This is a genomic window from Rickettsia tillamookensis (assembly GCF_016743795.2).
Taxonomy (GTDB): Bacteria; Pseudomonadota; Alphaproteobacteria; order Rickettsiales; family Rickettsiaceae; genus Rickettsia; species Rickettsia tillamookensis.
Map to the genome: position 1 here is coordinate 1,270,400 of NZ_CP060138.2, position 15,006 is coordinate 1,285,405.

A 15,006-nucleotide genomic window follows, 5' to 3' on the forward strand; every position below is an offset into this window, starting at 1 on the left:
TCTTATGGACTCCTTGCTCTTTTCCAAATTAAACTTCGTCTACTTACTACATATATTAATCGCATAATTATGAAATTATATAGTTTTCAAGAACATTTATTAGAATTAAAAATAAGACTTCTTAGAATATTTACTGCTTTTATAATTATATTTGCTATTTGCTATTATTTTAGCGACAATATTTATAGTTTTTTATTAAAACCGCTTGCTAAGTTAAGCGGTGATACGGTACGAAATATAATTTATACAGGGCTTACAGAAGCATTTTTTACCTATATTAAACTTGCAGCTTTTACTGCTTTTACTATTATTATACCTATAATTGCTTTGGAATGTTATTTATTTATCAGCCCAGGGTTACACCGCCATGAAAAAAAAATTATCGCTTTTATTCTTTTTATGTCGCCTATTTTATTTTGGTGCGGTAGTATTTTTGTTTTTTACTTTGTAATGCCGAAAGCTTGGAATTTTTTTCTTAGTTTTGAAAAACGTGATATGATAGTACCGATAGTTTTGGAAGCAAGAATTAGCGAGTATCTAAATTTAGTTATTCATTTAATTATTGCTTTTGGAGTTGCTTTTCAACTACCGGTTGTGATAATAATATTAAATATACTAAAAATAGTTAAGGTACAAACACTTAAGCAAAAAAGACGCATTGCCGTGGTAATTAACTTTATTATTGCAGGAATATTAACGCCTCCTGACATTTTAAGCCAGTTTGCTCTTGCAATACCGCTACTTTTATTATATGAAACTTCAATAATGATATGTAATTTTATAGAAAAACCGAGGACACTAAATGTTAAATATCAAATGGATTAGAGAAAATCAAGAATTATTCGATGAAAAGCTTAGCCAAAGATTTATTGAACCTATGTCTAGTAAAATTGCTATGCTCGACGGAGAGAAAAGAAAAATTACGAGTTTAATCCAAGAATTTCAGCACGCACGTAAGGTAAAATCGAAGATTTTAGGTAATATGGCCTCTAAAAGCGGCGAAGAGTTTGAAGGGCTACAACGAGATGTCAAACATATAAATGAGAAGTTGGAAGAACTTGAACAGGATCTAAATAATAATAACGAATTAAATGAACTATTAAATATGCTTCCTAATATTCCGGACGAAGAAGTACCTTACGGAATGGATGAAAGTATGAATAAATTAGTTCGTACTTACGGAGAGACAAATCCAAATGCTTTGAATAAACAGCATTTTGAACTAGGTACAAAATTAAATTTAATGGATTTTGAACAAACTGCTAAAATTTCTGGAGCTAGATTTGTAACGTTAAAAGGTGATTTAGCAAAGCTAGAACGTGCTTTAATTAACTTTATGATTGATGTTCATACTAAAGAGTTTGACTTCTTTGAGATATCACCTCCGGTATTAGTTCGAGATAATGCTATGTATAATGCAGGACAACTACCTAAATTTGCCGAAGAGTCTTTTGCAACAACAAATGGTTATAGACTAATTCCAACCGCAGAAGTATCTTTAGTAAATATAGTCGCCGATACTATTATACCAAGAGAAAAATTACCGATGCGTTATGTTGCTTACACCCCGTGCTTTAGATCAGAAGCAGGTAGTAGCGGTAGAGATACAAGAGGTATGATTAGATTACATCAGTTCGGTAAAGTTGAGCTAGTATCTATTACTACCCCTGAAGAATCAAAAAATGAGCATGAATATATAACTAATGTATCAGAGACTATTTTACAAAAACTGAATCTTCCTTATCGTGTTATGTTACTTTGCACCGGAGATATGGGATTTGCGGCAAAAAAAACCTATGATATAGAAGTATGGCTTCCAGGACAAAAGCAATATCGCGAAATTGCTAGCTGTTCTAATTGTGGAGATTTTCAAGCACGTAGAATGAAAGCAAGATATAAGGAATTCGGCAGTAACGAAACTACCTTAGTTCATACTTTAAATGCTTCAGGATTACCTATCGGAAGAACTATGGTTGCAATACTTGAAAATTATCAGAATGAAGATGGATCAATAACTATACCTGATGTCTTGATAAATTACATGGGAGGGTTACAAAAAATCACTGCTTATAGTGAATAATTGTTTATTAAATATAAATAATAATGTAATTTTGTAATAATGCTAGGATTTTATAATGTCATCCCTGCAAAAGCGATGCGTTGTTGCATGGCTAACAAATCGTCATTGCGAGCATTCGTAGAATGCGTGGCAATCTCGTTAAATATCCTGAGATTGCTTCGTCGAATTACTACGTAATTCTTCTCGCAATGACGGAAAACCAAACCATGCAACAACGCAGGTATAAGCCACGGTATGACACATAGTATACAAGCAATAATTTAAATTTAGGTTATTTGTGTTTAGTGATTTACGAAAATTTGACAAAGATATATATAATTATAATGCTCCTAATTTTATACCTATAGCATGTCATTATAATGAAAATACTTTACTTACCAAAGACGGTAAATTACTACAAATTATAAAAATACACGGCATTAACTCAGAGAAAATAAGCGATAACATACAAAATTTACGTGAAATGGTTAGAGTTTCTATAAAAAAGAATATAACCGATTATGATTTTGCTTTTTGGCTACATACAATACGAGAAAAACAAAATTTAGATGATTCCACTCCTTACAAAAAATTATTACCAGCAAATATTCATGCACTATGGCAAAGAAAAAACCATTGGAATGATAAATTCGTTAATACTTTATATATATCTATAGTACATGATTCTGCTAAAGTTGACATCAAAAATTTTAACTCTTTAATAAATTCTTTATCTAATAAATTAATTACTGATTTTGAAAATAACTACTTAGATTCAGCTTTTCAAAAACTAGAAAATATCACTAATAATATTTTAAACGATTTAAATGAATTCGGTGCTGAGAAACTCGGCATAATATTTGAAAATGATAATGTTTTTTCTAATCCTTTATTTTTATATAATCGAATAGCTAACCTTAATAATAATGATTGTTTGGTACCTATAATAGATTTATCTGATGCACTAGGTAGAAGTATTTATACAATTAGCGGCGATAAAATGGTAGTTACGGATCATGAGAAAAATAACAAATTCGCTTCTTTACTATCTATAAAAGAATATCAAGAAACTCCTTCTAATACACTGGATAAATTTTTACAGTTACCGATTGAATTAATAATAACTGAAATATTTTACTTTGTTAGCAAAAAACAAGTAATATCCAAATTGCGTGGTCAAGATCATATTCTAAAAATTACTAACGACTCAACTTTACTTAATCATAAAGGGATTAATAAGCTTGATGCAGCTAATTTAGATTTTCAATTTTGTAATCAGCAAATTTCAATTGCCGTTATAGAAGAAGATGAAAATAAACTAGATGCAGCCGTAGCTAAAGCATCAACCGAACTTTTTAAACTTGGTATTATTCATGTAAAAGAAGATCTTAATATTGAACAAATATTTTGGTCGCAATTACCTGCTAACTTTGCCTTTATCCGCAGAATGTCACCATTATCCGTAGAATATATTGCTTCTCTTACCGCTCTTCATAATACTACACTCGGTAATCAATATAATCCTTGGGGTAAGGCTATAACTTTACTGCGAACCGAGAAAGGTACTCCATATTTCATGAATTTTCATGATAAAACGAATAAAGGTAATACTTGCATCTTTGGTACGGAAAAAACCGGCAAAACCGTATTATTGAACTTTCTAATATCAGAATCGACTAAATACGATCCAACAATAATTTATATCTCTAATAATAATGATTCTAAAATTTTTATCGAATCAATAGAAGGCAAATGGTTAGAACCGGACAAACAAATTATCAATCCATTATTAGTAGATGATACAGAAAAATCACAAGCTTTCATTTTAGAATTTTTAAAATTAATCAGCGGTCATTACATTGCCCCTCTTAGCGAAATAGAGATATCATTTCTAGAGAAATTAAAAAATAAAATTTTATCAATTGAAAAAGAAAAACGTATTTTTTCCGATATTTTAAAATTAGAGGATTTTAAGGAGGAAGGAGGAATACAAATACTTGATAAACTTAAAGTTTTTACCGAAGGACAATTATATTCCGGATTATTTGACGGACCGTCTCTTAACATTGAAGAAGGGAAAGTTATAGGGTTCAATTTATATAAACTTACTGATGAGCCGTTTTCTAAACAATTTTACCCCACGGAGAGAAAATTTTTAGAACAATTTAATAATAATTTAAAGAAACACCAAAGTATTAGTGCGGCAGTAATTTATGCTTTTACTTATCATTTAAGCCTAGTTGGCACAAAACCTAAAATATTTGCTGCCGATAATTTTGATAAACTTTACAGGCCTGAGGTTTATTATGATAATATAAATTTAATCTATAATAATTTATCTCAAAATAACGGTGCTTTCGTCAGTAATTTCAATTTTATTTATCTTAAGTCATATCCAAAATATACTATAAAACCTTGGCTTGATTTAATTAATACTAAAATTATTCTACCTTCTGACGTTAAAATAGAAGATTTAGATAAAATTTTAGGTTTAAGCGAGCCGGAAATACGAAAATTATCACAGTTAATACTTTCTGCAAGAATGTTCTTAATTAATAAGGATAATGAATCGATAGCTTCTGAATTAAGTATTGCCGCTTTAATAGGAATTGTCCGTATTTTATCAAGCAGACAAGAGGAAATGGATATTTATAAAAAAATACTTGAACAACACCAAGGTCCTCCGGATAATTGGGTTAATTACCTATATAATGAGTTAAATACGGAATGATGTGAATAGCTACTAAAACCATTGTCATTGCGAGACAGTGTTGCATGCGTGGATACCCAAATCGTCATTGCGAGGAGCGAAGCTTTGTTGCAATCTAGTTTTAATTTCATGAGATTGCCACGCTCCTTACAGTCGCTCGCAATGACGGAAAATCGGTCCACACGGGCAATGCTTTCTCACAATGACAACAAAACAACGAACATAAAGAATACTCAAAGTGTTAAAAAAATATTTACTACTTTTCTTATTTTCATTTTTCTCATTTAATGTGTATGCATCTATTTGGGGTGATATAGCCGATTGTCTTAGCGATCCCTGTAATTGCGGACAAAGCGATAGAACGGAGTTTTGGAATAGAGGCGGCAACAATGAAGTAAAAAGAGGACCTTTTAAACCTGGTACATTGTGTCCACCTTGGAATAAAAGCGACGGTCGCGATAATGATACTTGTTTACTAAAATTTGATTACCCAGGTACATTTATCGGTTTTTTACTCAATAGATGTGCAGAAGAAGCCCCTGATAGTAGTTACTTTACTCCAAAAATTCGTATTAGAGTTCAAAGCTGTAATGCCGCAGCTTGTTGGAATCAAAACTCCACCTTAAATTGGGATGGAGAATGTGTATTATGGCCTACGGGTTACGGTCTACCTCTAACTAGAGTCTGTGCTAGAGTTGCCGTACCGGATATGCCTCCACCTCCCGGAATAAACGCCACACCTTCCCCTGCAGATCCAGGTTATACCGATGGAGTACATCTCAATAAAGTCGGTTATACAGAAACTGATAATAAGATAATAGGTGTAGACGGAAAAATAGTTTCTTTAAAATCTCCTAAACTTTGTGCTTATAGCGACCCTGGACTTGTTAACCTTGTTTCAGATTCCGGGGTACATCTTGATCCGATGGACTGGAATCCTAATCGTCAACCTCTTCATCAAACTAACGAACTTAGCCCTATTGCAAAAGTATTAAAATTTTTAGTTGAAACGGTAAAAGGAGCAAGTTTACCAAGTTTATTAGGGCAGCTTCTTGGTATGATAGATCAAGATTCAGAATTTATAAAAGTACTTCAATCAATACTTAACGCAATAGGAGAGGTTTTTAATTTTTTCCCTAGTTTAATAATAAAAGTTATTGAAGCACTTGGATCATTAAACGGTTCTGTAGATAGCTATTCTTTTGGTTGTGTACAATTACCCTTAGGACCTTTTCCACCGCCATATTGTCCAAATTTAGATTATATTAGTATTAATGCTAATGCTAATAATATATGTAGCATAAAAAATACCCCAGAGGATATTCAGAAAGGAAAACCTGTATTTAAACAATCTTCAACTTTGCCGCCTTGTGTAGTATCAAATGTTAACAACAATATTGTTAATAATACCATACGTGTTAGCTTTAGCAATCTTGTTCCGCTTTGCACGAGTTCTACCTCTGATCTCAAAACTTGTGTAGAACCACGTAATACAGATTTTCTTTCAGCAAAAATTACTCATACTAATACGGCTTTTAAAGATTTAATTAAATCGTGTAAGAATACTTCAGGAGGCACTCCATGTATTAATACAGAAATTTCTACGCCATGTAGTGTTACGGCTAACGGTTGTAATGAGGGATTTAGAATAGTATATTCGCAGAAAATTGGAAATGTAGAAACACCTAGCGATTATTACATAGAGGATATACCGGACTGTCCAAGTTCTAGTTCAACTACCTGCCAAAAAGTATGGGGAGTTAATATAGGCGAATTTAAAGATGTAAGCGTAAAATTTCCTAAGATACAAGGGCAAGATACAAATAGCTTAATACCTATAAAGACAGATGTCACCCTAAAAGACAATAACGGTAAAGATAGAAAACTTTATGTCTCTATTAGTAATACCGAAGACGATAAGCAAAATCCTAATAATATTTGCTTATTTGAGTCCGGTAATTTAATAGATTGCGTACCGAGAGTAAATCATTCTTATAGTCTAGCTGCTTATGAATGTTCAAGACAATATGCCGGAATTACCTGTACTAATAACAATGCCAACGATGCTTATTATAAACCGCAATTCATTGCTTCAGTGCAGGTAAGAGAGAAACAAACAGATGGGACTATTAACATTATAGATGAAACAAGCACTCTTGTAACACCGTTAGCATACGCCGGACCTCCATCTCCCAACCCCACGGACACAGAAAGTATAGTAATGCTTGCCGGTTATAAGTATAGTTCTTCCGTTGCGTTTATACCTAAAGATCCACCAAAAGATCCGACAAATGATAAATATATTGCTATGCCGTTTTCAGGAGAGAATGCTCTAAATCAGTTGACTATTCACGGTAAATATAAAGACGATAAAGAACCTTATGATAGCAATGGAAAGCCTGACTCAAGTGCGGTATATTTAAAATATTTAGAATATATAAACGGTAAATATATCCAAGGTGGAACGCATGCCTGCTTGATGCCGAAAAATTTCCAACATTGTAATCCTATGCCGATTCCTACTTTACCTGATGGATCACCTATTCCCGGTTACAATAATGACTCGATAAATTGTGTACTTGCTAAACTAAACAACAACAATACTATAAATTGTAAGAATTTTAAAAATACATATAGCCTTAAATATCCAAACCTTGGTTTATGCAGCAAAAACATAAATACAAGTAGCTGTACTCTAAAAGAAACAGTGGAAGGTATTACTATTTATGCTTGCAATATAAATAATATTCCAAGTAACTGCTATACTAATAATAATAGCCCTAATACTCCAGTATGTGTTTTAAGTAGGGATTATAAAGATAGAGTCGAGCCAGGACCTGACAAAGGACCAAAATTAGTACCGTTAGATGATAAATCAAAATATTATACAGTGACATATACAGCAGGAGATGAAAACCATCCTCCAGAGCCGACATATAAAGCTGAGACTGAGGATGTAAGAGATAAAACTTGGCAAGAGCTAGATCTTTGTGCTCCTATATTAGTACCTACTTGTGCTAAAATTCCTAGCACCGCTGATGCTCCTTCCGGTAGCACCCACGGTAATGCAGAATGGGATGAAAGCGATATAGGAGAACTTGCAATAGGAAGATGCCCGACGAATTGGATAGTTATTGATCCTAGTAAACCTTTAGAACGCCATTGTTTATCATATTTTGATAGAAAAGTTGTTGAATTTGAACCTTTAGGTCAAAATGTCGGCTGTAGAGAATCTACAGGATTGCCTATAAAGGTCGGTTATAACGACTTTCCATCAAGTCAATTACCTGAGACCCCTTATAATCCGGTAACTAAAATAGGTGACTATATCTTAAACAAAAAACCGGTACAACAGGGAAGCATTATGGCATTTCCAAAGGATGGGGCATTTATAGATGCAACAAATAAACCGGAAAATACAATATTGCATACAGTAGAATTCAAAGTAACTTTAGATGCAATAATGGACGATATTGAGTATTTTGAAGTAAAAGATTTATGGTATGATGATTGCACATTAATATATGTCAACGGCACAAAGCTACTTAGCCTCCCTACTGACGTTAATTCTCTAGATCAGAAAAGTTACTGTAACAATGGTCAGGACCAAGGTCAGGCATTACAAGCTAAGAATTTACCGATTGATATAAAGCGTTATTTAAAACAAGGAGAAAATACTATTAGATTCCAGCTAAGAGTTATGTTTGGTGGAGGACTATATTTCCACATGCAATATAAAATGAAGAGATAAATAAATGAGTTGGGTTATTTTTTATACGGTAATCGCTGCTTTACTGGTTCTCGATTTGGGAATAGTACACAAAAAAAATACCGTAATGAGCTTTAAAGAAAGCGTACTTTTTAGTCTTTTCTATTTTGTAATAGCTTGTTTATTCGGTATCTATGTTTACTATAATACGGGGGCAGAACATGCTCGTGAATATTATACTTGCTTTCTCATTGAGAAAGCTATGTCCCTTGATAATATTTTTGTTATCTCTATTATTTTCCAATTTTTTAAAATTCCTGGGAAATATCAACATCGTGTTTTATTTTTTGGTATAATAGGCGTAATAATATTCAGAGCCATAATGATTTACGGCGGTATTATTCTTATAAATAAATTTGCTTGGTTATTATATATTTTTGCCGTAATACTTATTGCTACCGGTATAAAAACTTTTTATGTATCACATAAAACTTTTGATATACAGAATTCTTATATTTACAAGTCAATAGTAAAAAATCTAAATATTACTCCTAATCTTGAAGGGGATAAATTTGTTGTTAAACGTAATAACAAACTATATTTTACCCCTCTTTTTATATCTCTAGTACTGATAGAAGCAATAGATTTAGTCTTTGCTATCGATAGTATACCGGCAATATTTGCAATTACTAATGATGTTTATATAATTTACACTTCAAATATTTTTGCTATTTTAGGGCTTAGAGCGTTATTCTTTTGTTTAGCAGAAATTGTAGAACGTTTCAGTTATATAAAATATTCTTTGGCTTTAATTTTAATATTTATCGGATTTAAAATATTTATTCATCATTATATAGCAATTCCGGCATATGTTTCGCTCATTGTAACTATTACTTTATTACTATTTGGTATAATTGCTTCCATAATTAGAAAAAATATGATTGACCATTAATAAAGGGGGTATATAATATTTTTTTATTTTTTAAGCAATTATAATGACTAAATTACTAAAATTATTTTTTATTACTATCATCATTTTTAATAACATTGCTTTTGCAAAAGAAACAGGGTTCTATATAGGAGCAGAAGGCGGAATAGTTGAACCGGTCGTTAGTAAATTCCGACATAAACACTCAAATACCGAAATAATTTTAAAAAAATCAAGTATGTATAGCGGAAAAATAGGCTATATAATATATCCACAGATAGCTATTGAATTCTCAGCAACTTATCAACCTAAATATCGTCTGCATTACGTATTACCTCAGCAAAATTTAAGTAATGGTCTCACTATTCCTCCAACTCCTGGTAATACTAAAGTATTATCAAATATATATATGCTAAATCTTATTTATGATTTAGAAAAAATAAAAACTTTCACGCCTTTTGTAATACTTGGAGGTGGAATAGCACAAGTAAAAGTTAAGCCTACCTCCTCTAAGTGGAGTGTTATAAATGGTGATTATTTTAAAGTAAGAAGAACTCATAAAAATTGTGTTGCGTGGCAAGCAGGTCTTGGAGTCTCACAAGATATAACTTCAAATTTAAGTATTGATGCAACCGCAAAATTACAAACGGCATATAGAGTAAGAATTAATTATGATACGCTTGATATGAAAACAGGACAATTCGTGCCGGCAAATCCTATCAAAAAAACTATAGCCGTTGGAGAATTTGGCATAGGATTTACTTATAGATTGCCATTTTAAGAATTCTGTGAAATATTTATATGAAAGCTGCAATGTCATCCCGCGGCTTGACCACGGGATCTCAGGACACAGCCTGTGATACAAGATCCCGCGGTCAAGCCGCGGGATGACACGAATAATCCAACTATATAAGGAAAAAATATGTCCTCAAAAGCTACTAACTCTTCTTCTACTCTTAACGGTCATGATAAAACGGCTAAAACTACTAAGCCTGTTCTGAATGGTGCGGTTTCAAATCATAACACTTATGATGAAGTGCCGTATGAAAGCTACCCATATGCTCTTACAAATCCTTATCACTTAAGTACACTTGCAACTCTTTTCGGTGTAAATGCTCCTGAAGTCGAGAATGCAAAAATATTAGAGCTTGGTTGTGCAGCAGGTGGTAATTTAATACCACATGCAGTTCTTTATCCAAAAGCTCATTTTGTTGGAGTTGATTTGTCTAAGGTACAAATTGACGAAGCAAATAAAAATGTTAAAGAACTAGGATTAAAAAATATAGAGTTCCATCATTGTTCGATAACCGATATTGATGATTCTTTTGGTAAGTTTGATTATATAATTTGCCATGGCGTAATTTCTTGGGTACCAAAAACCGTTAGAGATAAAATTTTTGAAGTTTGTAATAAAAATCTTAGTCCAAATGGAATAGCATATATTAGCTATAATACCCTCCCTGGCTGGAATATGGTCCGTACTATTAGAGATATGATGATGTATCATTCTAGCTCATTTGCAAATGTACGTGATAGAATAGCTCAATCTAGATTGTTACTAGAATTTGTTAAGGATAGCTTAGAAAACTCTAAAACTCCTTATGCAGAAGTATTAAAAACCGAAGCAGGGCTGCTTGCTAAACAAACCGATCATTATTTACGTCATGATCATCTAGAAGAAGAAAATGCTCAATTCTACTTCCATGAATTTATGAATGAAGCAAGAAAGCACAATTTACAATATTTAGCCGATTGTAATCTTTCAACTATGTATCTTGGTAATATGCCGCCAAAAGTAGTAGAGCAGTTAAAAGCGGTGAACGATATAGTTAGAACTGAACAATATATGGATTTCATTACGAATCGTCGTTTTAGAACCACTTTACTATGTCATAGTGATATGAAAATTAATAGAAATATTAACAATGATGATATAACGAAATTTAATATGATCTTTAATATAGTGCCTGAAAAGCCGATTAAAGAAGTAGATCTTAATAATGCTTCCGAAGCCTTAAAATTCTTCTTAAACGGTAATAAAGATTCTAATTTAACAACTAGTTCGCCTTATATGAAAGCTATTTTATACACTTTCAGCGAGAATCTAAATAATCCGTTAAGCTTTGAGAAAATAACCTCTGAAGCCAATAAAAAGCTACATAGTACTAAATTAAACGAAATTAAAGCTGAGCTTTTAAATAATGCAATGAAGCTAGTACTACAAGGTTATATTAGTATTACAAATCAGAAGCATCGAAATAACCCTGAGCTTGATAAGCCTAAAACAACAAAAATGGTGATACATCAAGCAACTCATACACCTTCTATGTGGGTTACAAATTTAAAACATGAACCTATCGGCGTTAATTTCTTTGAGAAGTTTGCACTTAGATATATGGACGGTAAACATGATAAAAAAGCAATTATTGAGGCCGTACTTGGTCATGTAGAAAAAGGCGAGCTAACTTTAAGTAAAGAAGGTCAAAAAGTAGAAAATAAAGAAGAAATACGCAAAGAACTAGAAAGCTTATTTACTCCGATGATCGAGAAATTTTCTTCTAATGCTTTGTTGGTGTAACTGATTTACGCTCTGTCATCCCGCGACTTGATCGCGGGATCTAAAAATTTTTAATGGATCCCGCGATCAAGTCGCGGGATGACACTATATAACCTATGCCTATATTTTTTTATTTATTTGCAACATTAATAACTATTAGCAGTTTATGCGTTGTTTTAAGCAAAAATTCCGTATATTCAGTATTATGGTTAATTTTTGCATTTATCAACGGTGCAGGACTTATGATTTTGCTTGGAGCAGAATTTTTAGCTATGATGCTAATAGTGATTTATGTTGGAGCTGTAGCGGTATTATTCTTATTTGTAATAATGATGCTAGATATGCATTTTAATAAGGCAATAGCACAGCTAAAAGAAAATTTGGCTTTAAGTATTTTTATAGCTTTAGTAATGTTTGCTGATTTAGTAACAATTATTTTACTTGGCACTAAAAATATTAATTTCAGCTCCGATATATCGTTTGCCATAACAAATAATATCTCAAATACTAAAGCAATAGGTAAGGTGCTTTACACCGATTTTATGCTACCGTTTCAAATGGCGGGGCTTATTTTATTTGTCGCTATGATTGCATGTATTACATTAACGCTAAAGAAGCGTGAAGGAGTAAAACATCAAGATATTACAAAGCAACTCTCCCATAATAAAAGTAATGTTGTATTGATGACAAAGCCTACTCTAAATAAAGGTATTGAGAATATTAAGTATGAATGAATATATAGGACTTAATCATTATTTAATCTTAAGCAGCTTAGTTTTTACTATTGGGATGTTTGGGTTATTCATGCACCGAAAAAACATTATAAATATATTAATGTCCATTGAGTTAATGCTGCTTGCAGTTAATATAAATTTTGTTGCCTTTTCCATATATATGCAAGAATTATCTGGACAAATTTTTAGCATCATAATCTTAACTGTAGCAGCTGCCGAAACCTCAATAGGGCTTGCGATATTACTAATATATTTCCGTAATAAAGGCTCAATTGAAATCACTGACATTAATCAGATGAGGGGGTGAGATGTATCAAAATCTTGCCATAATGATCATCATGTTACCGCTTGCATCTAGCGTAATAAACGGGTTATTCGTAAAGATAATAGATAAAAAATTAGCTCAAATAATTGCAACCGGCTTCTTATCTTTATCTGCCTTATTCTCATTAATAATATTTTGCGATGCGGGTCTAGACGGGAATATAATCCATATTAAATTATTACCATGGATTGAGGTGGGAAATTTTAAAGTAAATTGGTCTATTTATATCGATCAGCTCACTAGCATAATGTTTATAGCCGTAACATGGGTATCTAGCGTCGTGCATATCTACTCGCTTGGCTATATGGCGGAGGATAAGGGGATTGTACGCTTCTTATCTTTTCTTTCTTTATTCACTTTTTTTATGTTAATGCTAGTATCAGCTGATAATTTCTTACAGTTATTTTTCGGTTGGGAGGGCGTCGGCGTTTGCTCATATTTACTAATTGGTTTCTGGTATTCAAAAGAATCCGCCAATAAAGCAGCGATTAAAGCTTTTATAACTAATAGAGCCAGCGATTTTGCCTTTATCTTAGGCATAATAATGATTATTGTTTATTGTGGTTCGGCAAATTACAAAGATGTATTTTCATCTGCAGAGTTATTATCTAATACAAAAATATTATTACAGTTTTCTATTCTAGATATTATTTGTTTATTATTATTTATCGGTTGTATGGGTAAATCTGCACAAATCGGTTTACATGTATGGCTGCCTGATGCGATGGAAGGACCGACTCCGGTATCCGCACTTATTCATGCAGCAACCATGGTAACGGCAGGAGTATTCTTAGTAGCACGCTGCTCGTATTTGTTTGAATATAGCCCTTTAGTTCTACAGTTTATTACAATAATAGGCGGTGTTACTTGTCTTTTTGCCGCAAGCATTGCTATTATGCAAAGCGATATCAAAAAGATTATTGCTTACTCTACCTGTAGTCAGCTTGGTTATATGTTTATGGCTTGCGGGGTATCTGCCTATAATAGCGGGATATTTCACTTAGTAACTCATGCCTTTTTTAAAGCCTTATTATTCTTATCAGCCGGCAGTGTAATACACGCAGTTCATGAGCAGGATATTTTTAAAATGGGTGATTTAAGAAATAAAATGCCGGTAACTTACGGAAATTTCTTAATCGGCTCACTTGCATTGATAGGTATTTATCCTTTGGCAGGGTTTTACTCTAAAGATTCGATTTTAGAAGCAGCCTATAGTAGCGGCTCGTTTATGTTCATTTTTGGGATAGTGGCAGCAATACTTACCGCTATTTATTCAATGAAAATTATTATGCTTGTGTTTCATGGTAAAACTAGGCTAGAAAAAGAGGTTTTTGAGCATGCTCACGAACCGGATAAAGTAATGAATAATCCCCTTATATTACTCGTTGCAGGAAGTTTTTTTAGCGGTATGATCGGTTATTATTTACTTTCTATGGACAAACCAAACGGCTATTTCCATGAAAGTCTATTTAACTTACATATTTATAAACTACTAATTAGCCACCCGCCTTTATATATTAAGCTACTACCTATGGCAGTTGGCATAGCGGGGATTGTTATCGGTATTGTCATTCCGTGGCCCCGCCACAGAATCCAGAAAAAAAATAAAGACAACTGGATCCCGTGGACAAGCCACGGGATGACAACACTATATAACATACTAAGAAATAAATATTACTTCGACGAGCTATATAACTTCTTAATTGTGAAGCCTGTTAACTGCTTAGCTTCTTTATTTTATCTTGGTGATCAGAAAATAATCGATCGTTTTGGACCGAACGGTTTTTCACGAGTCGTTAATTGCTTTAGCGTTTTGACCGGCAAAACGCAAACAGGATATGTTTTTAATTATGCTTTGTATATTGTATCGTTTATTGTTATAACAATTAGTTATTTTGTTTGGAAAGGCTAGTGTACTTATGGCATTAAAAACTAAACGTCATTGCGAGGAGCGAAGCGACGTGGCAATCTCATGAAATAATAG

Annotated in this window: 10 protein-coding genes; all 10 read left to right on the forward strand. The window is 32.7% G+C overall.

What is annotated here, in order from left to right; genetic code table 11:
• Window positions 1-69: 69 nt before the first annotated feature.
• The 10 genes from tatC to nuoL all read left to right on the forward strand — a co-directional run bounded on the left by tatC (window position 70) and on the right by nuoL (window position 14,934).
• Entirely contained in the window at window positions 70-825 is a 756-nt protein-coding gene (gene tatC, locus H6P87_RS06355) for a twin-arginine translocase subunit TatC (RefSeq protein ID WP_202069320.1), read from the forward strand.
• Window positions 803-2,080 carry a serine--tRNA ligase gene (serS, locus tag H6P87_RS06360; protein WP_202069322.1) on the forward strand — a complete coding sequence of 426 codons (1,278 nt, stop codon included), beginning with the start codon at window positions 803-805 and terminating at the stop codon, window positions 2,078-2,080. The genes tatC and serS overlap by 23 nt, the downstream gene beginning before the upstream one ends.
• Before the next feature lie 277 nt (window positions 2,081-2,357).
• Entirely contained in the window at window positions 2,358-4,790 is a 2,433-nt protein-coding gene (locus H6P87_RS06365) for a VirB4 family type IV secretion/conjugal transfer ATPase (protein ID WP_202069324.1), read from the forward strand.
• 217 nt (window positions 4,791-5,007) lie between these two features.
• On the forward strand, window positions 5,008-8,520 hold the full coding sequence (locus tag H6P87_RS06370; protein ID WP_202069326.1) for a hypothetical protein: 3,513 nt from the start codon (window positions 5,008-5,010) through the stop codon (window positions 8,518-8,520).
• Window positions 8,521-8,524: 4 nt separating this feature from the next.
• The gene (locus H6P87_RS06375; protein WP_202069334.1) at window positions 8,525-9,430 is read left to right on the forward strand and encodes a TerC/Alx family metal homeostasis membrane protein; all 906 of its coding nucleotides are present in this window, start codon (window positions 8,525-8,527) and stop codon (window positions 9,428-9,430) included.
• Between the two features lie 43 nt (window positions 9,431-9,473).
• Window positions 9,474-10,187, forward strand: a complete 714-nt coding sequence (locus H6P87_RS06380) for an outer membrane protein (RefSeq protein WP_202069336.1) — start codon at window positions 9,474-9,476, stop codon at window positions 10,185-10,187.
• A gap of 141 nt (window positions 10,188-10,328) precedes the next feature.
• Window positions 10,329-11,984, forward strand: a complete 1,656-nt coding sequence (locus H6P87_RS06385; protein WP_202069338.1) for a methyltransferase regulatory domain-containing protein — start codon at window positions 10,329-10,331, stop codon at window positions 11,982-11,984.
• A 95-nt stretch (window positions 11,985-12,079) separates the two neighbouring features.
• Complete coding sequence (locus H6P87_RS06390; protein WP_202069340.1) at window positions 12,080-12,697, forward strand: NADH-quinone oxidoreductase subunit J; 618 nt, start codon at window positions 12,080-12,082, stop codon at window positions 12,695-12,697.
• Window positions 12,690-13,004 carry an NADH-quinone oxidoreductase subunit NuoK gene (nuoK, locus tag H6P87_RS06395; protein WP_202069341.1) on the forward strand — a complete coding sequence of 105 codons (315 nt, stop codon included), beginning with the start codon at window positions 12,690-12,692 and terminating at the stop codon, window positions 13,002-13,004. The genes H6P87_RS06390 and nuoK overlap by 8 nt, the downstream gene beginning before the upstream one ends.
• Before the next feature lie 31 nt (window positions 13,005-13,035).
• Window positions 13,036-14,934 carry an NADH-quinone oxidoreductase subunit L gene (gene nuoL, locus H6P87_RS06400; protein ID WP_246438129.1) on the forward strand — a complete coding sequence of 633 codons (1,899 nt, stop codon included), beginning with the start codon at window positions 13,036-13,038 and terminating at the stop codon, window positions 14,932-14,934.
• Window positions 14,935-15,006: the final 72 nt, after the last annotated feature.